Source organism: Mesorhizobium sp. B2-2-4, assembly GCF_006442375.1.
Lineage (GTDB): Bacteria > Pseudomonadota > Alphaproteobacteria > Rhizobiales > Rhizobiaceae > Mesorhizobium.
In genome coordinates, this window is sequence record NZ_VFWB01000003.1 from 254,813 (window position 1) to 276,969 (window position 22,157).

The following is a 22,157-nucleotide window of genomic DNA, read 5'->3' on the forward strand; positions in this document are numbered from 1 at the left end:
GATGTCTTCTGGGCTTATTTCATGCTTTCCTCAAGTCGGCACCGCCGGCAGGCGATTGGGCCTGAGGTATCGCGCCTGACCAGCCGGCGATATCCGTACCAGGGCAACGGACTGCGTTAACGGGTTCGGAGCCTTCGCGGCGCGCTGTTGAGGATCATTGAACGGAAAAACCCGCCTGTGCGGCGGGTCCCTGGCGCAACTCAGCACCATATCCAAATATCTATCATAGTTGCCTTCACCTCGTCAAGGAAAAAATTCCTATCACGAAAAGCTGCCCGGCCGGGACTGGCCGTCGTCAGGCCTTTGCAAACCCGAGTCGGATGCCTGACACGGGTACGAGTCCGGTTTCCTTTTTCGGGAGATCGACTATCGTGCCGGGATCCGCGAGGCATCGCGATCGGCGAGCGGCCTGCGGCTGAGGGAACCCATGAGCAGGAACGCGACATCGTCCGTCTCGCCGCCATCGGTCAAACCTTCCAATTTTTCGACTTTTTCCATCGGCGTAGCGCTTTTCACTTGCACGGCCGTCCTGCTTTTGGCCGGCTGCCAGAAACAGGAAGCGGCCGAGAAAAAGCTGCCGATCATGGTGCGCACCGAGACCGTGGCGATGGCCGACTATGCGCCGAGAACCGCGCTGACCGGGGTGATCGCGGCGCGCACGCTGAATAATCTGTCGTTCCGGGTCGGCGGCCGCGTCGCCGAACGGCTTGCCGATGTCGGCCAGCATGTCGACAAGGGCGCGGTGCTTGCCCGCATCGACCCGCAGGAGCAGGAATCCGATTTGCGCTCGGCGCACGCCGATCTCGACGCGGCGCAAGCGCAGCTGACCCAGTCCGCCGCCGCCTTCGAGCGGCAAAAGACGCTGCTTGCCCAGGGTTACACCACCAGGCGCGACTATGACGCCGCCGATCAGGCATTGAAGGTGGCGCAAGGCAGCCTCGACGCGGCGCAGAGCGCGCTCGCCAATGCCAAGCAGAACCTGTCCTTCACCGAACTCAAGGCTGGCGCCGCGGGCGTCATCACCGCCCGCCAAGTCGAAACCGGCCAGGTGGTGCAGGCTGCGCAGACCGTCTTCACCGTCGCCGAGGACGGCGACCGCGACGCGGTGTTCAACGTCCAGGAGACGTTGGTCGCCAGGACGCCGACCTCGCCGGCGGTGACGATCACGCTCCTGTCCGACCCGCAGATCAGGGCAACGGGCAAGGTGCGCGAAATCTCCCCGGCGGTCGATCCGGCGTCGGGCTCGATCCGGGTCAAGGTCGGCATTGCCGATACGCCCGCCGGCATGCCGCTGGGCGCGGCCGTCATCGGCTCGGTCGGCGCCAAACCGGCCAAGGCGATCCTGCTGCCCTGGCAGGCATTGACGTCCAGCGCCGGCAAGCCGGCGGTCTGGATCGTCGATCCCTCGACCGGTACGGTGACGATGGCACCGGTCGAGGTGCTGGCTTTCAATTCCGGCACCGTCGTCATCGCCAGGGGATTGGAGGAGGGCCAAAGCGTCGTCACCGCGGGCGGACAGCTCCTCAGTGCGGGTCAGAAAATCGAGATATCGGGAGCGGGCCAATGAGCCGGCTGCCGCGCCTCCTGCTTGGCGTGATCGCGCTTGGCGCGCTCGCGGCCTGCTCGAAATCGGAGGAAAAGCCGCCGGAGATCATCCGGCCGGTGCTGTCGGTGGTGGTCGAGCCGCGCACCACGCAGGTCTTCGGCTTCGCCGGATCGGTCGAGCCGCAGGTCAGCGCCGATCTCGCCTTTCGCCTGCTCGGCCGGGTCGTGTCCCGCGACGTCAATGTCGGCGACATCGTCAGCAAGGGCACGACGATCGCGGCACTGGACCCGACCGCCTTGGAGCTGTCCGTCCAGGCGGCCAAGGCCGAGCTCTCCAATGCCGAGGCACAGTTTGCCAACGCCGCCGCCAGCGAGGAGCGCCAGCGCCAATTGCTTGCCACCGCCAACACCACGCAAGCCGTGTTCGATGCCGCGCAGCAGGCGAGGAAGGCGGCCGAGGCCAGTGTCGAGCGGGCCAAGGCCTCGCTGGCCAAATCGCAGGAGCAGCTCGGCTATGCCAGGCTGTTCTCGGATTTCGACGGCGTCGTCACGGCTGTCGGCGCCGAGGTCGGCCAGACGGTCTCCCCCGGCCAGACGGTCGTCACCGTGGCGCGCTCGGACCCGCGCGAAGCGGTGGTCGACATTCCAGACCAGTTGACCGGCGATCTCACGGCCGGCACGCCGTTCCAGGTCATCCTGCAATCGCTGCCGACGATCCGGACCGAGGCCAAGCTGCGCGAGATCGCGCCGCAGGCCGAGGGCTCGACGCGCACGCGGCGCGTGCGGCTGACGCTTACCGATCCGCCGCAGGCCTTCCGGCTCGGCTCGACCGTGACCGCAACGCGCATGACCACGGTGGAGCCGACGATCGAACTGCCGCTGTCGGCGCTCTTCCAGAGGAACGGCTCCGACAGGGTGTGGATCGTCGATGCGCAGACATCGAGCGTGAGCACGCGCGAGATCAAGGTTGCCTCCAGGAACGGCGGAACCTTCACGGTGGCTCAGGGGCTGGAAGCGGGAATGCGCGTCGTCACCGCCGGCGTCCACAGCCTGACCGAAGGTCAGAAGGTCAAACTGCCCGCGGGAGGGGCCTCATGAAGGGCTTCAACCTTTCCGACTGGGCGCTCAACCACCGCTCGATGGTCTGGTATTTCATGCTGGTCTTCGTTGCGGCCGGCATCTTCTCCTACCTCAACCTCGGCCGCGAGGAAGACCCCGCCTTCACCATCAAGACCATGATCATCCAGGCCAATTGGCCCGGCGCTTCGGTCAAGGAGACGGTGCAGCAGGTGACCGACCGCATCGAGAAGAAGCTCGAGGAACTCGACAGCCTCGACTACACGAAATCCGTCACCACAGCCGGCCAGACCGTCATCTTCGTCAACCTGAAGGATACCACCAAGGCGCGCGATGTCGTGCCGAACTGGATTCAGGTGCGCAACATGGTCAACGATATCAAGGCGCAGTTCCCGCAAGGCGTCCAGGGGCCGTTCTTCAACGACCGTTTCGGCGACGTCTATGGCAACATCTATGCCTTCACGTCGGACGGGCTGACGCCGCGCCAGCTGCGCGACTATGTCGAGGATGTCAGGACAAAAATCCTGACCGTGCCGAATGCCGGCAAGGTGGACCTGGTCGGTGCCCAGGACGAGGCGATCTACCTTGAATTCTCGACCCGCCAGATCGCGGCCCTCGGCCTCAACCAACAGGCGATCGTGGCAAGCCTGCAAGCGCAGAACGCGATCACGCCGTCCGGCGTAATCCAGTCCGGCCCGGAACGCATCAGCGTGCGGGTCGGCGGCCAGTTCACCTCCGAAGACAGCCTTCGCGCGATCAATCTTCGCGTCAACGACCGCTTCTTCCGGCTGAGCGACGTGGCGACGATCACGCGCGGCTATGTCGATCCGCCAACGGCACTGTTCCGCTTCAACGGCCAGGACGCGATCGGGCTTGCCATCGGCATGAAGCCCAACGCCAATCTGCTCAAATTCGGCGAGGCGCTGCATGAGGCGATGAACAAGGTGCTGGCAGACCTGCCGGTCGGCGTCGGCGTGCATCTGGTCGCCGACCAGCCGGTCATCGTCGAGGAAGCGGTCTCGGGCTTCACGCGCGCCTTGTTCGAGGCGGTGGCCATCGTGCTGGCCGTGTCCTTCATCAGTCTCGGCATGCGCGCAGGCTTCGTCGTCGCGCTGTCGATCCCGCTGGTGCTGGCCATCACCTTCACGGTCATGTCCTATCTCGGCATCTCGCTCCAGCGCATCTCGCTCGGTGCGCTGATCATCGCGCTCGGGCTTCTGGTCGACGACGCGATGATCGCGGTCGAGATGATGGTGGCGCGGCTGGAGGTCGGTGATAGCCTGCGCAAGGCGGCGACCTATGTCTACACATCGACCGCCTTCCCGATGCTGACCGGCACGCTGGTGACCGTCGCGGGCTTCATTCCGATCGGCCTCAACAACAGCGCCGCCGGCGAATACACCTTCACCCTGTTCGTCGTCATCGCCGTGTCGCTGCTGGTGTCGTGGATCGTGGCGGTGCTTTTCGCGCCGCTGCTCGGCGTCACCATTCTGCCGGCGACGATGAAGACGAAGCATCACGACCAGCCGGGCCGCTTCACCTCGCTGTTCCGGCGTGCCCTTGTCGGCTCGGTGCGCCATCACTGGCTGACCATCATCGCCACGGTGCTGTTGTTTGCCGCGTCGATCGCCGGCTTCGGCCTGGTGCAGCAGCAGTTCTTCCCGCCCTCGGACCGGCCGGAGCTGATCGTCGACTGGAACCTGCCGCAGAATTCCTCGATCGCCGACACGCGCGAGCAGATGGAGCGGTTCGAGCAGCGGGCGCTGGTCGGCAATCCCGACATCGACCATTTCTCGTCCTATATCGGCCAAGGCGCGGTGCGGTTCGTGCTCGCCTATGACGTGCAACCGGCCAATCCCTATTTCGGCCAGACGGTCATCGTCACCAAGAGCATCGAGGCGCGCAACCGGGTGAAGCCGGCGCTGGAAAAGCTGCTGCGCGAGGAATTCGTCGGTACCGACGCCTTCGTGAAGCTGCTCGAACTCGGACCGCCCGTCGGCCGCCCCGTGCAGTACCGCGTCGGCGGGCCCGACATCCAGACGGTGCGCTCGCTGGCGCAGCAATTCGCCGGCGTGATTTCAGCCAATCCCAAACTCGCCGCGCCGACCTTCGACTGGAACGAGCCGCAGCGCGTGCTCAGGGTCGACGTGCTGCAGGACAAGGCGCGGCAGCTCGGCATCACCTCCTCCGACATCGCCAGCGCGCTCAACAGCACCGTCGGCGGCGCCACCATCACGCAAGTGCGCGATGCCACCTATCTGATCAATGTGGTGGCGCGCTCGCGCGAGGCCGAACGCGGTTCGATCGAGACGTTGCAGAACATGCAACTGCCGACCAGCACCGGCGAGGCCATCCCGCTCGCGGCGGTGGCCAACTTCCGCTACGAGCTCGAACAGCCGACGGTGTGGCGACGCGACCGCATCCCGACCATCACGGTGCGGGCCGGCCTGGTCGGCGACGTTCTACCGGCAACGGTGGTCAACGAATTGAAGCCTTCGGTCGATGCCTTCATCGCCAAGCTGCCGCCGGGCTATTCGATCGAGACCGCCGGCTCCGTTGAGGAAAGCGCCAAGAGCCAGGGGCCGATAGCGGCCGTCGTGCCGCTGATGCTGTTTGTGATGGCAACCATCCTGATGGTCCAGCTGCAGAGCTTCCAGCGCCTGTTCCTGGTCGTTGCGGTGGCGCCGCTCGGGTTGATCGGCGTGGTGGCGGCCCTGGTGCCGAGCGGCGCGCCGCTCGGCTTCGTCGCCATCCTCGGCGTGCTTGCCCTGATCGGCATCCTGATCCGCAACTCGGTCATCCTGATCGTGCAGATCGAGGACCTTGTCGCGGAGGGCAAGGACCGTTGGGCCGCCGTTATCGAGGCGACCGAACACCGGATGCGGCCGATCGCGCTGACGGCCGCCGCCGCCAGCCTGGCGCTGATCCCGATCGCGCGCGAAGTGTTCTGGGGACCGATGGCCTACGCGATGATGGGTGGCATCATCGCGGGTACTGCGATCACGCTGCTGTTCCTGCCGGCGCTTTATGTGACGTGGTTCAGGATCAAGGAGCCGAAGCGAGGGCAGGAAAGCACTGCGCCGGCCGATGATGCCATCCCGGAAAGCGGCAGGGCCTGAAGACAAGGGGCGATCAGCGTCGCGTTGAAAGTTCAGCTACACCCTCACAAACCCGTCGCTGGCCCGCAAGAGATTGCGCGTGTAATCCTTCGTCACGCGCCGCTCGACCAAGTCACCCGCCGTCAAATTCTCCACCGCCTCGCCGCTTTGCATCACCATCAGGCGCTCGCACATATGGGTGATGATGGCGAGGTCGTGGCTGACCATCAGGAAGGTGAGCTTGCGCCGCCGGCGGACCTCCTCGAGCAGGTTGAGCACCTCGGCCTGCACGGAGGCATCGAGCGCCGAGGTCGGCTCGTCGAGCAGCAGGACCGACGGTTCGAGGATGAGCGCGCGCGCGATCGCCACGCGCTGGCGCTGGCCGCCCGACAATTGATGCGAGTAGCGGAAGCGGAAGCCGTTGCCGAGACCGACCTCGTCGAGCGCCCGCTGGATGCGCTTTTCCCCGTCGTCAAAACCATGGATGGCGAGCGGCTCCTGCAGCAGGCGGTCGATGGTCTGGCGCGGGTGCAGCGAACCGTACGGATCCTGGAACACCATCTGCACTTCGCGGTAAAAGGCCTTGTCGCGGCGCGCGCCGAGCTTCTTGCCGTTGACCGCGATGCTGCCCGAAGCGACCGGCGCAAGGCCGGCGATCGCCCTGAGCAGCGTCGATTTGCCGGAGCCGGATTCACCGACCAGGCCGAAGGATTCGCCCGGCTGCACGTCCAGGCTGACGCCCTTCAGTGCGCGAAAGCGGTCGAAGATGACCTCCAGCCCGTCGACGGCGATTGCTGATGTCATGCCGCCCACTCCGGCTTGCGGTCGAGCACCGGCAGCGGGTGACGATCGGCGCCGATCTTGGGCATGCAGTTGAGCAGGCCGCGCGTGTAGGGATGCTGGGCGCGACCGAGTTCGGAGGCCTTGAGCTGCTCCACCACCTTGCCGGCATACATGACGATGACGCGGTCGCAAAAGGACGAGACCAGGCGCAGATCGTGCGAGATGAAGATCAGCCCCATGCCGCGCTCGCCGACCAGCCGGTCGAGAATGCCGAGCACGTCGAGTTGCACGGTGACGTCGAGCGCCGAGGTCGGCTCGTCGGCGATCATCATTTCCGGCCCGGCGATCAGCATCATGGCGATCATGGCGCGCTGGCCCATGCCGCCGGAGACCTCGTGCGGATGCAGGTCGAAGACACGCCGGGGGTCGCGGATCTGCACGGCTTCCAGCATGGCCAGCGCGCGCTCCCGCGCCTCGGCCTTGGAGACCTTCTCATGGGTGCGCAGCGTCTCGACGATCTGGCGGCCGATGCTCATCACCGGGTCGAGCGAATATTTCGGATCCTGCAGGATCATGGCGATGCGATTGCCCCGCAGCGCGCGGCGCTCACGTGGCGATGCGGCCAGAAGGTCGATGCCGTCGAAAGCCAGCCTCTTCGCCGATATCCGCGCCTGGGGCGGCGTCAGCCCCATGATGGCACGGCCGGTCTGCGACTTGCCCGAGCCGCTCTCGCCGACGATGCCGAGCCGCTCGCGGCCTAGCGAGAAGGAAACGCCGCGCACCGCCTCGATCAGCCCGGTGCGCGTCGGGAAGGTGACGCGCAGATCGTCGACTTCGAGCAATGCGCGTTCCGGCCGTGTCCTCGTTTCGCCGTTCATTGGTCGCCGCTCCGCGGGTCGAGCGCGTCGCGCAGGCCGTCACCAAGCAGGTTGAAGCCGAGGCTGACGATCAGGATGGCGAAGCCCGGCGCGCCGGCCACCCACCATTGGTCGAGCACGAAGCGGCGGCCCGAAGCGATCATCGTGCCCCATTCGGGCAGCGGCGGCTGCGCGCCGAGGCCGAGGAACCCGAGGCCGGCGGCGGTGAGGATGATGCCGGCCATGTCGAGCGTCACGCGGATGATCAGCGAGGAGATGCAGAGCGGCATGATGTGGCGCAGCACGATGCGGAAGGGCGAGGCCCCCATCAGTTCCACCGCCTTGATGTAATCGGAATTGCGCACGGTCAGCGTTTCGGCACGCGCGATGCGGGCATAGGGCGGCCAGGAGGTGATGGCGATGGCGAGCACCGCGTTCTCGATGCCGGGGCCGAGGGCCGCGACAAAGGCCAGCGCCAGGATCAGCTTGGGGAAAGCGAGGAAGATGTCGGTGATGCGCATCAGTATGGCATCGGTCCAGCCGCCGGCATAGCCGGCGACGGTGCCGACCACGAGGCCGATGGGGGCGGCGATGATGGCGACCAGGATGACGACATAGAGCGTCCAGCGCGAGCCGTAGAGAATGCGCGAGAGGATATCGCGGCCGAGATCGTCGGTGCCGAACCAGTGCTCAGCACTTGGCGCCAGCAGGCGCGCATTCTTCAGATCGCCGAAAGTCGGCGAATAAGGCGCCAGTACCCCTGCAAGGGCGGCAATGACCAGCAGTGCGATGATGATGAGCAGGCCGAGAAAGGCCAGCCGATTGGCGGAAAAACGCCGCCACGCGACATAGGCGCGGCCGAGCCTCGCCTGTATGCGCGAGGCCGGCCGCTCGCTGAGCAGCCAGTCGCGGCGGGAGAGGGGGGCGGCGTCGGAGGCGGTCATGACGATGCCTCTTGGCGCTGTCGACCCCCACTCCGGTCTGCTTCGCAGACCATCTCTTCCTCGTTCGACGGGGGAGAGGAAAGGTGGCCCGAAGGGCCGGGGTGGGCCGCAGCCGAGCCTGAAAGTGGGATTCCTCTGCTCATCTTACCTTGGTCCTCGGGTCGAGCACGCGGTAAAGCAGGTCGGACAGAAGATTGATGGCTATGAACACCGAGCCGATGACGATGGTGCCGCCGAGCACCGCGTTCATGTCGGCATTCTGCAGCGAATTGGTGATGTAGAGGCCGATGCCGGGCCAGGAGAAGACCGTCTCGGTCAACACCGAACCTTCGAGCAGCCCGGCATAGGAGAGCGCGATCACTGTCACCATCGGCACGGCGGCATTGCGCAATGCATGAGCCCAGATGATGCGGGTTTCCGACAGGCCCTTGGCGCGCGCGGCGACGATGTATTCCTGGGCGAGTTCGTTGAGCATGAAGGAGCGCGTCATGCGGCTGATATAGGCGAGCGAGAAATAGCCGAGCAGCGAGGCCGGCAGGATGATGTGGCGGAAGGCGTCCCAGAAGACATCCCACTGCCCCTGCATCGCCGAGTCGAGAAGGTAGAAGCCAGTGATCGGCGTGAAGGTGTATTCGTAGACGACGTCGAGCCGTGCCGGGAAAGCAACCCATTGCAGCTTGGCGTAGAACAGGACGAGCCCGAGCAGGCCAAGCCAGAAGATCGGCACGGAATAGCCGATCAGGCCGATGACGCGGACGACCTGGTCGATGAGGCTGCCGCGCCTGACGGCGGCCAGCACACCTAGCGGCACGCCGAACAGCGCGCCGATCAGTGTACCCAACGTCGCCAGTTCCGTCGTTGCCGGAAGGGCGCGGCGGATGTCGGTCATGACCGGATTGGTGGTCAGCACCGAGGTGCCGAAATCACCATTGAGGGCATTTTTGACATAAATATAGAACTGCTCGACCAGCGGCAGGTCGAGACCCATCTCGCGGCGCGTGCGTTCCACGACATTGGCCGGCGCCCGGTCGCCGAGCACGGCCAACACCGGGTCGATGGGGATGACGCGGCCAATGAAAAAGGTCACCGCGAGCAGACCGAGATAGGTCGTGATCGCGATCACCAGGAAGCGGCCGATCGATGAGAAAATGGCGACGGCACGGGCGCTGCCGCGCCCTGCCGCCGCCTGATTTTCAGCTACGCTCATCCGCCGGCGCTATTCCTTGGAAACCGGCCCAACGAAATTGGTGTCGAAGCTCGGGCCGAGCGCGAAACCCTTGAGGTTCTTGCGCAACCCGGCGACTTCCAGCTGCTGATGGATGATGACGAAGGGACTGGTATCGAGGATCTTCTGCTGCAGATCCTTGTACATGTCGGCGCGCTTGCCCGAATCCTTCTCCAGCAAAGCGGCTTCGGTTTGCTTGGTCAGGTCCGGAATATCCCAGGCGTTGCGCCAGGCCAGCGTCTTGGACTTGCCCTCATCCGAATTGTCCGGGTTCGAGGCAAAGGTCTGGGCATTGGAGTTCGGATCGAAATAGTCCTGGCCCCACTGACCGATATAGATGTCGTGGTTGCGGGCGCGGTACTTGGTCAACGTCTGCTTGCCGTCGCCGGGAATGATCTCCAGCTTGATACCGGCCTGGCCGAGCGTCTGCTGGATCGATTCCGCCATGCCGGTTGTCGGCTGGCCGGTGCGCACATCCATGGTCACGCTGAAGCCGTCGGGCAGGCCTGCCTTGGCCAGCAGTTCCTTGGCCTTGGCGACGTCGAGCTTGAACGGGTTCTTGTCCAGTTCTCCGAGCACGCCCTTGGGCAGGAAAGTCTGGTGGATTTCACCGATGCCCTTGAGGATGGTCGAGCTCAGCGCGTCATAGTCGACCAGATATTTGAAGGCCTGGCGGACTTCGGGCTTGGCGAGGTTCTGGTTCTTTTGGTTGAGGCTGATGTAGTAGACAGTGCCCTTCGGCGCACTGGTTGTGGTGAGGTCGGCGTTCTTGGCAATGGCGTCGAGGTCGTTTGGCTCAAGATTGCGGGCGACGTCGATGTCGCCGGCTTCAAGCGCCAGGCGCTGTGCCGAGCTTTCCTTCATGTTGCGGTAGATGACGCGAGCAAGCTTGGCCTTTTCGCCGTAGTAATTGTCGTTCCGTTCGAGCACGACGGCCTCGTTGGCGCGCCACTCACGCAGCTTGTAGACGCCCGAGCCGGCATAGCCGGTCTTCAGCCAGGCATTGCCGAAATCATTGTCCCATTTGTAGTCGGCGCTCGGCGTGACCGCCGCGACATGTTCCTTGACCAGCTTGGCGTCGACGACCGAGGCGACGGTGGCCGACAGGCAGTTCAACACGAAGCTCGGCGCATAGGCCTTGTCGACGATGAACTGGAAGGTGGTGTCATCGACCGCCTTGGCTTTTTCGGCGACATTGTCGCCGCTGATCCCGAACTGGTCGATGATGAAGGCCGGGCTCTTGTCCAGCTTGACGGCGCGTTCGAACGAATAAGCGACGTCGGCCGCGGTGATCGGGTTGCCCGAGGCGAATTTCAGGCCGGGCTTGAGCTTGAACGTGTAGGTCAGGCCATCGTCCGAGACGGTCCAGCTTTCGGCGAGGTCGCCCTTGACCTTGGAGGTGTCGCTGAGGTCGAGCCGGACCAGCAGGTCATAGGTGTTGCCGGTGACCTCGGCGGTCGACAGCTCGAATGCCTCGCCCGGATCCATGGAGATGATGTCATCGATGGCGAAGCCTTCGACCAGCGTGTCGGCTGGCGTGACCGCGCCAGCCGGCGCTCCCGCCAGAAGCAGCGCCGACATTGCGGCACCCGCAAGCAGAATGCGGGATCGTAGAGCAAGCTTTTCCATCATCATGGTGATTGTTCCCTGTTTTGTTGACCTGAGTTCCCGGCTCAGGGTTGCGGTGTTTTTCCAGGCCGACAAGGGCCCCCTTTGACCACTTACCGTCGTGGTTTTTGTCCAGTTGGTCAACAGCATATCCGGCGGCCTCGCGGCGGGCAACGAGCATTTATGCGTCGGCTCACTGGATCATAGTGGCAGGCGGGCGAGCCGGAGCATGCGAAGGCCAACAGAGGCCGCATTCGAGAAAAAACCCTGACGTGGGAGTTACTTCAGAGCAGCGACCAGGCCGGCATCGGGGAAGCAGGTGGCGGGTTTGCCGTTCTTTTCCTGCCAGGCGCCGATCGAGCGGCGGGTCTTGAAGCCGGGCAGTCCGTCGGCACTGCCGACATCGTAGCCCTTGGCCTCCAGCGCCCGCTGCAGGGCGGCGATGTCGGAGCGGTGGAGGTCACCGACCGCACCCCAGCTGCCGGAAAAATTCGCATCGCCATGGGCGATGCGGTCGGCGCCATGGCCGATGAAGAGGGCATAGAGGTCGCTGGTGTTGTATTGCTTCAGCACGTAGAAATTGGGCGTGGCGATGAAGGCTGGGCCGCTGCGGCCGGCCGGCATCAGCAGGAAGCCCTCGGCCTTCAGCTCGCTCGCCGGGAATGCCTTGCCGCCGACACGCTTGATGCCCATTGCGGCCCATTGCGAGATTGTCTTGCCCTGGTCGGGGCCTTCGAGCGAACAGGAGACGCTCTCGGGAACGGTCACTTCGAATCCCCAGCCACGTCCCCTCACCCAGCCATAATGGACGAGATAGTTGGCGATGGAGGCGAGCACGTCAGGCGTCGAGCTCCAGATGTCGACGCGCCCGTCGCCATCGAAATCCACCGCATGCTTGAGAAACGATGTCGGCATGAACTGCGGCTGGCCGAGCGCGCCGGCCCAGGACGATTTCATCGCATCCACCGGGGCCAATCCGCGCTGGACGATCTCGAGCGCCGCCAGCAGCTCGGTGCGGAAGAAGTCCTTCCTCGTCGACATGAACGCCTTGGTGCCCAGCACCTCGAAGGCGTCGTAAGGCATCTTCGCCGCGCCGAACCCTGTTTCGCGGCCCCAGATCGCCAAAAGGACCTCGCCCGGCACGCCATAGCGCTTTTCGATCGCGGCGAGTGTCCTGGCGTTGGCCGCCTCGCGCGTCCGCCCGCCCGATGTGACCGCGCGGATGGTCTTCTCGGCGAAATAGGCGCCGGGCGAGCCGAACTCGGCCTGATGCTGCTTCTGCGGCGTCTTCGGCTTCTCGCCGGGCATGACAAGATCGGGCAGCTTGAGATTGGGTTTGACGCCGTCGAAAGCGGCATCGAAGGTCTGCTTGGAAATGCGCTTGGCCTTGGCGTCAGGCCACAAATCGTTCCACAGCCAGGCGCGGAACTGGTCGTCGATCTTGGCGGCCGAGGCGGGGATGGAGAGGAACAGTGCAGCCAGTATCGCCAGGAAAAACGCAAAGCAGAACTTGCGGAGGCCGCGTTCCGTGGCGCCCCCCTCTGTCCTGCCGGACATCTCCCCCTCAAGGGGGGAGATCGACTGTTGTCTCTGCCTTCGCCAAACACCGCCGTTGAAAAGGAAATGGCGGCTGCGAAATTGCCAATCTCCCCCCTTGAGGGGGAGATGTCCGGCAGGACAGAGGGGGGCGCCACGGAACGCCAACTTTTGAGGATGCGGGATCATCGTGACAAGCATCCTTCCCCGCAATCGCGTCAAAACGCCGTCCTGGAGCGCAGCGCTGCCGCCAGGGTGCCTTCGTCGAGATAGTCGAGTTCGCCACCGACCGGCACGCCATGCGCCAGCCGCGTTATCTTCACCTCGAAACCGGACAATTGATCGGTCAGGTAATGGGCTGTGGTCTGGCCCTCCACCGTGGCATTGACGGCCAGGATGATCTCCTTGACCTCGCCGCCGGCGACGCGGTCGACCAATGAGCGGATGTTGAGCTGATCGGGGCCGATACCGTCGAGCGGCGACAGCGTGCCGCCCAGCACATGGTAGCGCACGTTCATCGCCGCCGCCCGCTCCAGCGCCCACAGATCAGAGACGTCCTCGACGACGATCAGCGTGCCGGCGTCACGGCGTGGATCGGTGCAGATCATGCAGGGGTCCGACGTGTCGACATTGCCGCAGGTCGAGCAGATGCGCACCTTGTCGGCCGCCTCGCCCATGGCGGCGGCGAGCGGCGACAGCAGTTGTTCCTTCTTCTTGATCAAATGCAGCGCGGCGCGCCTGGCCGAGCGGGGACCGAGCCCCGGCACTTTGGCCAGGAGCTGGATCAGGCGTTCGATCTCGGGACCCGCGATTCGCTTGGACATTGCCCTGATCTAGAGCAATTCCGCGAAAAGTGCGAAGCGGTTTTGCGTCCGGACCGCGTCTCCAACCAGCACCGGCAGGCCGTCAAGTGCGGCCCGCCTCAGTTGGTTTCGAGCGGACGGCTCTGGCTGACGATCATCGCGCCGATGGCATCGGTGTTCTCAGGCGTCGACTGGAATCCCATCGCCGCTTCCTGCGGCGCGCCCTGCACCGAGGAAATGACCTTCGTGTTCAAGGTCCCGCCAAAACGAGCGGCGTCCGGTTCCTCCATCGGCTCCTGCATCGCCACCATCGTCGGCTTTTCCTGGACGCGCGCAGACTTTGCGGCCGGCGCAGCCGATGCCGTCACGTAGGTCTGCTGGGCCGCCTTGCCGGAGCGCATCGGCTCCGCCGCGGCAGTCACGTAGGCCGCAGCGGTGCGATCGGATGTCTTGGCCGCCGGCTCGGCGGAAGCAACACGAGTCGCGGCAACTCCGGGCAGGGCTGCTGGCTGCTCGGCCGAGGCGACCGCGACCGTCGGCTCGTCCGGCAGCGGCTGCCAGTTGCGGCCGCGCTTCTCGTAGAACGCATTGCCGCCGGCGACCATGGTGTAATGCATGTTCTTGTAGGGGAAGCGCAGGCCCGCGGTGTGGAAATACATCGTGTTCTTGAGCTTGGCCTTGCGCTCGCCCTTGAGCACGGCGTCGGCGGCTTCCTCGACATCGGGCATGGCACGCGAATTCATCGGCCTGGTCATGACGCCGGGCGCGAACTGGCCGCGCTCGCCCACCACCGCGCAGATGGTGTCGCCATGCTTGCCGGAGCGCAGCCGGTTCATCACGACAGTGCCGACGGCGATCATGCCATCGCGGCTCGACCGGTTGGATTCGAAGAACATCGCCCTTTCCAGGCATTCCCTGTCCTTCGGCGTGTGGTAGCCGCGGGAGCTCAGGAAACTCGGCGTGATGGCGTCGGTCAGGCTGGACATGCCGTGTGACGCGGTCTGGCTGCAAGCGGCCAGGAACAGGGGAGACGTGACGACGCCGAGCAACAGCGGCGTCTTCCATCGCGTGGCAATCAACAGGTAACCCTCTCACTTCGATGCCCGCCCCCAGGCTGCGGCAAGAATGAGACACTTTCGGGCAAAATGATGGCTAAAACGTTATTAGTGAGATGCTGTTGCCAAACTGGCACAGTTACGTGGCAAGATCCGGACTTCAAGCCTTTGTTTTATGCACGCCCTTGTCCAGGCCGAGACCGCTTTTGGACGACATGCATTATCGCCCGGCTGAAATCGCTGCCGGCCGTCCTGGCTCAATTTCTTCGAATTTCTCCGAGAACAGCCCGCGCTTCAGGAACAATGCTCGCGCATTGCGGGCGACCGGCGCGATCTTTCCCGGCCAGTCGCTGTCGATGAACTCGGACCTGGTGAAATCGGGGTTGGCCTCCCCGGCAGCCTCCAGGAAATCCGCGATCTCCAGCACGATGGCGCGTTCTTCCTTCGAGAGCGCCGAAGTGCCCGCTTCGATCGAGGGGCGATGCACGAAATCCTCGAACAGGTTGAAATAGCCCTTGATGCCGACGAGATCGACGCCGGCATCAGAATCGGCCAGGATTTCCAGGATCTCGTAGATCCTGTTGCGGATACGCTGCTCGATCAGCCTTTCGGACGGCTCTTCGGCCATGGCCAACTAGTCTTTGGCTTTATGCATGTCGTTATCCCCAAAACTGTCGCACACTCTTGGGCGACATGCATCTAGAACGGCAGTTTCATTCCCGGCGGAATCGGCAGGCCGGCGGTCAGCGCCTTGGTCTTTTCCTGCATGATCTGCTCGACCTTGGCCTTGGCGTCATTGTGAGCGGCCAGAAGCAGGTCTTCGAGGATCTCGACCTCATCCTCCTTGAACAGAGACGGGTCGATCTTCAGCGACTTCATCTCAAACTTGCCGGTCAACGTGACAATGACCAGGCCGCCGCCGGCCTGGCCGACGGCTTCGACCGTGGCGATCTCGTCCTGCATAGCCTGGAACTTGGCTTGCATTTCCTTCGCCTTGCCCATGAGGCCGAGAAGATCTTTCATGGTCCGATCCTTTGCAGAGTCGTGGTTTCGTCAGGGTTCGTCGTCGTCCGCCGGCGGCTCGACCGGCACTTCGGCTTCGACCGCGTCGGCTTCCGGCGCGTCGGGGATGCGCACGTCGATGATCCTGGCGCCGGGAAAACGCGCCAGGATGGCGGCGACCGTCGGATCGCTCTTGGCGTCGAGCAAAGCGTTCTCGCGCCTGGTCGATTCCATTTCGGCCAGCGTCTGGCCGCCCTCTTCCTTCGACAGCGACACCAGCCAGTTGCGACCGGTCCAGGCGCGCAGCTTGGTCGTCAAATCGTTGAGCAGCATTTTGGGCGCATCGTCGGTCAGGCTGACGTCGATGCGGCCGGGCTCGATGCGCACGAGGCGGATGCAGCGCTTGACCAGCACCTTGAAGGCGATGTCGCGCTGCGCGTCGGCAAGGGCGACAATATCGGCCAGCGATTTCAGCGGTATTGGCTGCGCCTCCGGCGCCGGCTGCACAGGCGCAATGAAGGCGGCCGGAGCGGGCGCGGCTTCCACCAGCCGCATGGTCTGCGCGCCGCCCGACCCGCCGGGCATGCGCGCCTGCGCCACTGCGCTGGCGCCGTTGCCACCAGGAGCGCCGCCATTACCGGGGCTCGCCGGCGCGCCGTTCGAACGCGGCGCGGCGCCCGGCGCCGGCAGGCCGTTCTCCAGCGACCTCAATGCCTCGTCCAGCGTAGGCAGGTCGGCCGCGTGTGCCAGCCGGATCAGCACCATCTCGGCTGCACTTACCGGCCGGTTGGAGGACTGCACCTCCGGGATGCCCTTGAGCAGCATCTGCCACGTCCGCGACAGCACCTTGATCGAGAGCGTCCGCGCGAAATCTGCGCCGCGCTCGCGCTCGTCCTGCGACAGCGCCGCGTCGTCGGCGGCGGCCGGCACGAAACGCAGCCGGGTGACGAGATGGTTGAATTCGGCAAGGTCGGTCAGCACGGCGGCCGGATCGGCGCCGGTGTCGTATTGCGCGCGCAATTCCGCCAGTGCCGCGGCAACGTCACCCTTCATGACATGTTCGAACAAATCGACGACGCGGGCGCGATCGGCGAGACCCAGCATCGCGCGCACGGCTTCGGCGCTGACCGCACCACCGCCATGCGCGATGGCCTGGTCGAAAATCGATTGAGCATCGCGCATCGACCCCTCGGCCGCGCGCGCGATCATCGCCAGCGCGTCGTCTTCCGCCTCGATGCCTTCCAGGCCCGCTATCCGGGCGAGATCAGCCTTCACCACAGCCGCATCGATGCGCCTCAGGTCAAAGCGCTGGCAGCGCGACAGCACGGTGATCGGCACCTTGCGGATTTCGGTGGTGGCGAAGATGAACTTGACGTGCGGCGGCGGCTCTTCCAGCGTCTTCAACAGGCCGTTGAAGGCCTGCGTCGACAGCATGTGCACTTCGTCGATGATGTAGACCTTGTAGCGGGCCGAGACCGGCGCGTAGCGCACCCGTTCGATGATGTCCCTGATGTCGTCGATGCCGGTGTGCGAGGCGGCATCCATCTCGATGACGTCGACATGGCGGCCTTCCATGATCGCCTGGCAGTGCTCGCCGAGCACGGCAAGGTCGACGGAAGGCTGGTCGATTGTTGCCGTTTTATAATTCAGGGCCCGCGCGAGAATGCGCGCGGTCGTGGTCTTGCCGACGCCGCGCACGCCGGTCAACATCCAGGCCTGGGCGATGCGGCCGGTGGCGAAAGCGTTGGTGAGCGTGCGCACCATCGGCTCCTGGCCGACCAACTCGGAGAAATTCGCCGGACGGTACTTGCGAGCCAGCACGCGATAGGCGCCGGCCTTGCCTATCTCCAGGCTTTTTGGTCCCGAATTTCCGGCTTCGCTCATTCGCCCGCAAAACTCCAAATGGCCGCGCCAAAAGGCGGCCGATTCCTGCGCATAGTTTCGCCCGCGCTGCAATGCGTCGTCAACGTCGCGAGAAGGGCCGATGAGGTGGGAGGCTGGAACAATGACCCGTTCCGGGCTCGTTAGGGCTGCTTCCTTCCGGACCTGACCCGGTTGGCGAGTGGATCGTCCACCACCAACCTCCCGCCGTCCATATCGGCAATTCGGCGACGAAATGCAAGGGCGCAGGCAAATCGGCTGCACCAGCCACGAGATTCGCTTGCAGCCTCGATGCAGCCGCTCTAGCGTTCATGACTCTGAGGAAACACCAAAGCAAGGGAAACGCCGATGCTGCCGGGCCTGAAGGCCGGATTCACGCTGGATACCCGGCTGGAGGCGGACAGCGAGCAGTTGATGTGGCTTGGGCTGTGTGAACTGCGCGTGATGAACGACCGCCGCTGGCCATGGCTGCTTCTGGTGCCGCAGCGGCCGGGCGTGGAGGAAATCCACGACATGACGCCGCTCGACCAGACAATGCTGACCTTCGAGACCAATATGGTGGCTCAGGCGCTGAAGAAGGTGACCGGCTGCACCAAGATCAACACCGGCGCGCTCGGCAACATCGTGCGCCAGCTGCACATCCACGTCATCGCCCGTTCGGAAGGCGATCCCGGCTGGCCAGGCCCGGTGTGGGGGCACGGCCTGCGCGAGCCCTATCAGCGCTCCGAGCTGCGCCGGTTTGCCGAAACGATAAGGGCGGCGCTATAAGCCTTCCCGTGTCCATCCCGAACGTGTCCATCCCGAACGCCCAGAGTCCGCATGAGCTTTAGCCTGTTTGACGCGCCCTTGCGCGAGCCGAGCCAATTCGTCGGCTTCGCCGGCAACAGTATCGACCGACAATCCGAGAACCGCGCCGACGATTCGGTCGACAAAGCGCTCGCCGATCCTGGAACCAGGCTGCTTTTGATGCAGGGCGGCCGGCTCTACCTGAAGGTTCGTGACGGCAGCTTCGACCCCTGGTTCGGCGTCGCCGAAAGCCTGCCCTTCCAGACCTTGCCCGGCAGCGGCGTGCTGCTCGGATTCTCCGACCAGGGCCCGGTGCTGGCGGTGACCGCCGGCCTCGAGCCGGAACAGCTTCCGGAAACGGTCAAGGCCATCGACTACCGCTCGGTCTATATGCAAGGCCTGATCGACGAAGCGGCCGCCGGGGCGATGGCGCAGGGCGCCGCGCTGCTCGCCTGGCACGCCAGCCATCGTTTCTGCAGCAAATGCGGGACCGAGTCACAAATGCGGGCCGGCGGCTACAAGCGCCATTGCCCGAATTGCGGCACCGAGCATTTTCCACGCACCGATCCGGTGGCGATCATGCTGACGGCGACGCGCGAGAAATGCCTGCTCGGGCGCGGCCGGCATTTCGCGCCGGGCATGTACTCCGCCCTTGCCGGCTTCATCGAGCCGGGCGAAACGATCGAGGCGGCGGTGCGCCGCGAGACGCTGGAGGAGGCGGGAATCCGGCTCGGCCGCGTCGTCTACCACGCCAGCCAGCCCTGGCCATTCCCCTATTCGCTGATGATCGGCTGCTTCGGCGAGCCGCTCAATGAAGACATCCAGGCCGACCTCAACGAGCTGGAAGACTGCCGCTGGTTCTTGCGCGACGAGGTGCGCCTGATGCTGGCCAGGGAGCATCCGGGCAATCTGATCACGCCGCCGAAGGGAGCCATCGCGCATCACCTGATCCGCGCCTGGGTCGACAGCGAATAATGGAAATCAGGAGAGGGAAATGATCCGCCATACCGTCGTGTTCACGCTGAAGCATCCGCCGCACTCGCTGGAGGAAAAAAGGTTCCTGGTCGACGCCAGGAAAATCCTCTCGGCGATCAGGGGCGTCACCCATTTCGAACAATTGCGCCAGGTCAGCCCCAAGAACGACTACCAGTTCGGCTTCTCCATGGAATTCGCCGACCAGGCCGCCTATACCAGGTACAACGACCATCCCGACCACGTCGCCTTCGTGCGCGACCGCTGGATCCCCGAAGTCGAGACCTTCATGGAGATCGACTATGTGCCCCTTGGCTGGTAGCTCAATCCGCTACCTTCCACTGCTCGCGTGACTCACTCGCCGGATAGACGCCGAGGATCCGCACTTCGCGCGAGAAGAAGCGAAGCTCGTCCAGCGCCAGCTTGACCAGCGGATCGTCGGGGTGGCCCTCGATGTCGGCATAGAACAGTGTCGCCGTGAAGGCGCCGAGCTGGTAGCTCTCGAGCTTGGTCATGTTGATGCCGTTGGTGGCGAAACCGCCCATTGCCTTGTAGAGGGCGGCCGGCACGTTGCGGACCCGGAAGATGAAGGTCGTCATCATCTTGGCGTCAGGCGACGGGCGTTCGGCCCACTGCTTGTTCTTGGTCAGGACGACGAAGCGCGTGACGTTGGAATCGGTGTCCTCGACATTCTCCTCGATGATGTCTAGGCCGTAGAGCGTTGCGGCCAATGCCGGGGACAGGGCGGCCATGGTGCGGTCCTTGACCTCGGAGACCATCTTGGCCGCGCCCGCCGTGTCGCCGGCGACAACCGCCTTCCAGCCATTTTTGCGGACGTATTTGCGGCACTGGCCGAGCGCATGGATGTGGCTGTGGACGGTTTTGATCTCGTCACGCTTCACACCTGGCAGCACCATCAGCTGGAAATGGATGGGCAGGAAATATTCGCCGACGATGTGCAGCCTCGATTCCGGCAGCAGATGGTGAATGTCGGCGACGCGCCCGGCGATGGTGTTCTCGATCGGGATCATGGCGAGATCGGCCTTGCCGGTTTCGACCGCGTTGAACGCATCCTCGAAGGTCGGGCACGGCAGCGGCTGCATCGAGGGATAGACGTTACGGCAGGCGGTGTCGGAATTGGCGCCGGGCTCGCCCTGGAAGGATATTCTGTTGGTCTTTTCAGGCATGGCCAATTCTCGTTGAAGGGGTGTCGGTTCGGCGCTCAGTTTGAAAGGATCGTTCTGGCCCGTTCCAGGTCTTGCGGCGTGTCGACGCCGAGCGGCAGCGACCGCACGATCTCGGCGTCGATGCGCATGCCGGCTTCCAGCGCCCGCAACTGCTCCAGCCGCTCGCGTCGTTCCAGCGGCGACGGCTTGAGCGCCACGAAGCGCTCGAGCGCCGAGCGGCGATAGGCATAGAGGCCGATATGATGATAGAGCGCGCCCTCGCCCCAGGGCGCGGTGGCCCGGGTGAAATAAAGCGCCCTCAGCCTGATGGCCGACAATGGCGAGCCAACGATCTTGACCACGTTGGGATTGGTCTTTTCCTCGTCGCGCTCGATCTCGACGCCGAGCGTTGCGATGTCCACCGCCTTGTCCTCGAACGGCCTGAGCGAGGCCACGATGATCGCGGGATCGATGGTCGGCAGGTCACCCTGCACATTGACGATGGTTTCGACCTTGTTTGCCGGATCCAGCACCGTCAGAGCCTCGAATATCCGGTCCGAACCCGATTCGTGGTCCGAGCGCGTCATCACCGCCTCGAAACCATGCGCGCGCACCGCTTCCGCCACGCCTTGCGTGTCGGTCGCCACCACCACACGGCCAAGCCCGGCCTCGGCGGCGCGGCGCGCGACATGGACGATCATCGGGGCGCCGGCAATGTCGGCCAGCGGCTTGCCCGGGAGCCGGGTCGAGGCCATGCGCGCGGGGATCAGGATCAAGGTGGACATCGGTTTGGCGGGCGTTCGAAACGAGGAGGGGAAAGTGGCAAAAGGTCTCACTGGAAGCGCCCTTATAGGTGTTGCAACGCCGGAGCAAAAGACCTAGTTTCCGCGCGATTTGACCGGCTCTGGAGGGCAGGTCTCGATACCGACGGACGGAGTGGACGGATCGGTCCGCCGGAAAAGGGAGCAAGGGGCGTATGGATTCCAACGAAGTCAACAAGCTGCTCGCCGGATTGCTCGGAACCGTTTTCGTGGTGTTCTCGGTCGGCATCGTGTCGGACGCGCTGTTTGCCTCGCCCGCTCCGGAAAAGCCCGGCTTCGCCATCGAGGCCGCCGAGCCCGCCGAGGGCGGTCCCGCCGCTCCGGCAGCCGCCGAAAAGCCGATCGCGGATCTTCTGGCCAACGCAAGTGCCGAACAGGGCGCTGCCATCTTCAAGAAATGCCAGGCCTGCCACTCCGGCGAGAAGGGCGGCCCCAACAAGGTCGGCCCGGATTTGTGGGATCTCATCGACCGTCCGGTCGCCGAGCATGAGGGCTTCGCCTATTCGGCCGGCATGAAGGAGTTTTCCAAGGGCGGCACAGAGAAGTGGACCTACGACAACATCAACCACTTCATCACCTCGCCGAAAAAATTCGTGAAAGGCACGGCGATGGGCTTTGCCGGCCTGCCGAAGGAAGAAGACCGCGCCAACGTCATCGCCTATCTGCGCACGCTGTCGGACAATCCCAAGCCGCTGCCCGCGCCGGGCGCTGCCGCCGATGCATCCGCCCCCGCCAAGCCCGCCGAAGGGGCCGCACCGGCCAAGCCGGCCGAAGGCGCAGCTCCTGCCAAGCCAGCGGCGCCTGCGGCTCCCGCCGCACCAGCTCCGGCCGCCCCGGCACCGGCGCCTGCTCAATAAACCGGATCTCGTCTTGACGACCTTGAAAAAGCCGGGTTCAGCCCGGCTTTTTCGTTAGGAAAACCGCATATGCGGCGACAAAGCCGCGCATGGCGGTTTTCACGCGCGGCAAATCATCTAGATTGCCCTTTCTGGATGATG

The 22,157-nt window shown here is 64.5% G+C and carries 20 protein-coding genes and 1 other RNA gene; 7 read left to right on the top strand and 14 right to left on the bottom strand.

Annotated features, from left to right (window positions below; translation table 11 throughout):
• Positions 1–427 precede the first annotated feature (427 nt).
• The 3 genes from FJ959_RS09495 to FJ959_RS09505 are packed head-to-tail and all read left to right on the top strand — an operon-like array spanning position 428 to position 5,741.
• The gene (locus FJ959_RS09495; RefSeq protein ID WP_140629814.1) at positions 428–1,567 is read left to right on the top strand and encodes an efflux RND transporter periplasmic adaptor subunit; all 1,140 of its coding nucleotides are present in this window, start codon (positions 428–430) and stop codon (positions 1,565–1,567) included.
• Positions 1,564–2,643, top strand: a complete 1,080-nt coding sequence (locus tag FJ959_RS09500; protein WP_140523837.1) for an efflux RND transporter periplasmic adaptor subunit — start codon at positions 1,564–1,566, stop codon at positions 2,641–2,643. The genes FJ959_RS09495 and FJ959_RS09500 overlap by 4 nt, the downstream gene beginning before the upstream one ends.
• Complete coding sequence (locus tag FJ959_RS09505) at positions 2,640–5,741, top strand: efflux RND transporter permease subunit (protein ID WP_140629816.1); 3,102 nt, start codon at positions 2,640–2,642, stop codon at positions 5,739–5,741. Before FJ959_RS09500 ends, FJ959_RS09505 begins: the two co-directional genes overlap by 4 nt.
• Positions 5,742–5,777: 36 nt before the next feature.
• Here FJ959_RS09505 and FJ959_RS09510 read toward each other — a convergent pair whose 3' ends face one another.
• The 12 genes from FJ959_RS09510 to ffs form a co-directional block, all read right to left on the bottom strand.
• Positions 5,778–6,524, bottom strand: a complete 747-nt coding sequence (locus FJ959_RS09510; RefSeq protein ID WP_140629819.1) for an ABC transporter ATP-binding protein — start codon at positions 6,522–6,524, stop codon at positions 5,778–5,780.
• Positions 6,521–7,381, bottom strand: coding sequence for an ABC transporter ATP-binding protein (locus FJ959_RS09515; protein WP_140513126.1), 861 nt, complete (start codon positions 7,379–7,381; stop codon positions 6,521–6,523). Before FJ959_RS09515 ends, FJ959_RS09510 begins: the two co-directional genes overlap by 4 nt.
• A complete protein-coding gene (gene nikC / locus FJ959_RS09520; RefSeq protein ID WP_140559687.1) occupies positions 7,378–8,304 on the bottom strand; it encodes a nickel transporter permease in 927 nt (308 codons plus the stop codon). Before nikC ends, FJ959_RS09515 begins: the two co-directional genes overlap by 4 nt.
• A gap of 139 nt (positions 8,305–8,443) precedes the next feature.
• Entirely contained in the window at positions 8,444–9,511 is a 1,068-nt protein-coding gene (locus FJ959_RS09525; RefSeq protein WP_140629821.1) for an ABC transporter permease, read from the bottom strand.
• A gap of 9 nt (positions 9,512–9,520) precedes the next feature.
• Positions 9,521–11,164: an ABC transporter substrate-binding protein gene (locus tag FJ959_RS09530; protein WP_140496855.1), complete on the bottom strand. Its 1,644-nt coding sequence runs from the start codon at positions 11,162–11,164 to the stop codon at positions 9,521–9,523.
• Positions 11,165–11,416: 252 nt separating this feature from the next.
• A complete protein-coding gene (locus FJ959_RS09535; protein ID WP_140629823.1) occupies positions 11,417–12,694 on the bottom strand; it encodes a lytic murein transglycosylase in 1,278 nt (425 codons plus the stop codon).
• A 197-nt stretch (positions 12,695–12,891) separates the two neighbouring features.
• Positions 12,892–13,497 carry a recombination mediator RecR gene (gene recR / locus FJ959_RS09545; protein ID WP_140513120.1) on the bottom strand — a complete coding sequence of 202 codons (606 nt, stop codon included), beginning with the start codon at positions 13,495–13,497 and terminating at the stop codon, positions 12,892–12,894.
• Positions 13,498–13,595: 98 nt separating this feature from the next.
• Entirely contained in the window at positions 13,596–14,555 is a 960-nt protein-coding gene (locus FJ959_RS09550) for a cell wall hydrolase (RefSeq protein ID WP_140523817.1), read from the bottom strand.
• Positions 14,556–14,751: 196 nt separating this feature from the next.
• Positions 14,752–15,159 (bottom strand): hypothetical protein, encoded by a 408-nt coding sequence (locus FJ959_RS09555; RefSeq protein WP_140496863.1) that lies wholly within the window; start codon positions 15,157–15,159, stop codon positions 14,752–14,754.
• A 71-nt stretch (positions 15,160–15,230) separates the two neighbouring features.
• Entirely contained in the window at positions 15,231–15,554 is a 324-nt protein-coding gene (locus FJ959_RS09560) for a YbaB/EbfC family nucleoid-associated protein (protein ID WP_140496865.1), read from the bottom strand.
• Between the two features lie 30 nt (positions 15,555–15,584).
• On the bottom strand, positions 15,585–17,417 hold the full coding sequence (locus FJ959_RS09565) for a DNA polymerase III subunit gamma/tau (protein WP_140559691.1): 1,833 nt from the start codon (positions 17,415–17,417) through the stop codon (positions 15,585–15,587).
• Between the two features lie 105 nt (positions 17,418–17,522).
• An RNA gene (gene ffs, locus FJ959_RS09570) (signal recognition particle sRNA small type) lies at positions 17,523–17,619 on the bottom strand.
• A 143-nt stretch (positions 17,620–17,762) separates the two neighbouring features.
• Between ffs and FJ959_RS09575 the strand changes: the two genes are divergently transcribed.
• The 3 genes from FJ959_RS09575 to FJ959_RS09585 are packed head-to-tail and all read left to right on the top strand — an operon-like array spanning position 17,763 to position 19,494.
• Complete coding sequence (locus FJ959_RS09575) at positions 17,763–18,182, top strand: HIT family protein (RefSeq protein ID WP_140556749.1); 420 nt, start codon at positions 17,763–17,765, stop codon at positions 18,180–18,182.
• Positions 18,183–18,233: 51 nt separating this feature from the next.
• Entirely contained in the window at positions 18,234–19,175 is a 942-nt protein-coding gene (nudC, locus tag FJ959_RS09580; RefSeq protein ID WP_140496871.1) for an NAD(+) diphosphatase, read from the top strand.
• A 19-nt stretch (positions 19,176–19,194) separates the two neighbouring features.
• Positions 19,195–19,494, top strand: coding sequence for a Dabb family protein (locus FJ959_RS09585; RefSeq protein WP_140496873.1), 300 nt, complete (start codon positions 19,195–19,197; stop codon positions 19,492–19,494).
• Position 19,495: 1 nt separating this feature from the next.
• On the opposite strand, the gene FJ959_RS09590 is transcribed toward FJ959_RS09585, so the two are convergent.
• Together FJ959_RS09590 and FJ959_RS09595 are read right to left on the bottom strand one after the other, a co-directional pair.
• Positions 19,496–20,359, bottom strand: coding sequence for a prephenate dehydratase (locus FJ959_RS09590; protein ID WP_140629826.1), 864 nt, complete (start codon positions 20,357–20,359; stop codon positions 19,496–19,498).
• 35 nt (positions 20,360–20,394) lie between these two features.
• Entirely contained in the window at positions 20,395–21,123 is a 729-nt protein-coding gene (locus FJ959_RS09595; RefSeq protein ID WP_140629829.1) for a 3-deoxy-manno-octulosonate cytidylyltransferase, read from the bottom strand.
• Between the two features lie 191 nt (positions 21,124–21,314).
• On the opposite strand from FJ959_RS09595, the gene FJ959_RS09600 reads away from it, so the two are divergent.
• Complete coding sequence (locus FJ959_RS09600; RefSeq protein ID WP_140496880.1) at positions 21,315–22,016, top strand: cytochrome c family protein; 702 nt, start codon at positions 21,315–21,317, stop codon at positions 22,014–22,016.
• Positions 22,017–22,157: the final 141 nt, after the last annotated feature.